Raw genomic sequence first — 762 nt, 5'->3', positions numbered from 1 at the left:
TCTGCCCCACCCCAAGATCCACAGACACGGCAGAACACAACCACAGCCACCGGCAGAACTCACAACTGCCCTACCAATAACTGTGATTGCAGTACTAGTAGGGCTTGGTCAGGTGCGTTCGTCGGTGGCGTGCCGGTTGCAGGTCTGAGTCGTTGACCGGGTGTGACGCCTGAGGAGTTGGATGAAGTCCGGTGCGGTCGGTCTGGAGGACTTCGCGGAGGATGTGTTCGAGCCGTTTGCGCGGGCGGATCAGCGGCGGTGGGGCGGGGTGTATCTGCGGGGTCTGCTGCTGGACGGGCAGCGCAAATCGGTGGAGCCGATGGCCGCCCGGCTGGGTGAGGACGGCAACCGGCAGGCCCTGGCCCACTTCATCACCACCAGCCCGTGGGATCCGGCGCATGTGCGGGCCCGCCTCGCGTGGAAGATGGTTCCAGCGATCAGCCCGACCGCCCTGATCATCGATGACACGGGCTTCCTGAAGGACGGCGAGGCGTCGGCGTGTGTGTCGCGGCAGTACACCGGCACCGCCGGCAAGGTGACCAACTGCCAGGCGGGCGTGTCCTTGCACCTGGCCTCGGACACCGCCTCGGCGGCGGTCGACTGGCGCCTGTTCCTGCCCAGGAGCTGGGATCCCGCCTCGCCGCAGGCCGATCCCGCCAAGGCGGCCCGCCGCGAACGGTGCGGCATCCCGCCGGACGTGGGCCATGTCGAGAAGTGGCAACTGGCCCTGGACATGATCGACGAGACCCGGTCCTGGGGCGT

The 762-nt window shown here is 67.6% G+C and carries 1 protein-coding gene; it reads left to right on the top strand.

Going from position 1 to position 762, the window contains the following annotated elements:
• Positions 1 to 181 precede the first annotated feature (181 nt).
• Positions 182 to 762 (top strand): transposase (locus tag ADL01_RS22640; protein ID WP_199834899.1); only part of this gene is annotated, 581 nt, incomplete at its 3' end.

Source organism: Streptomyces sp. NRRL WC-3618 (assembly GCF_001280005.1).
In the GTDB taxonomy this organism is placed as follows: domain Bacteria; phylum Actinomycetota; class Actinomycetes; order Streptomycetales; family Streptomycetaceae; genus Streptomyces.
Note: the sequence above shows the minus strand (reverse complement) of the source record. Positions and strands in the feature narration are given on the sequence as shown.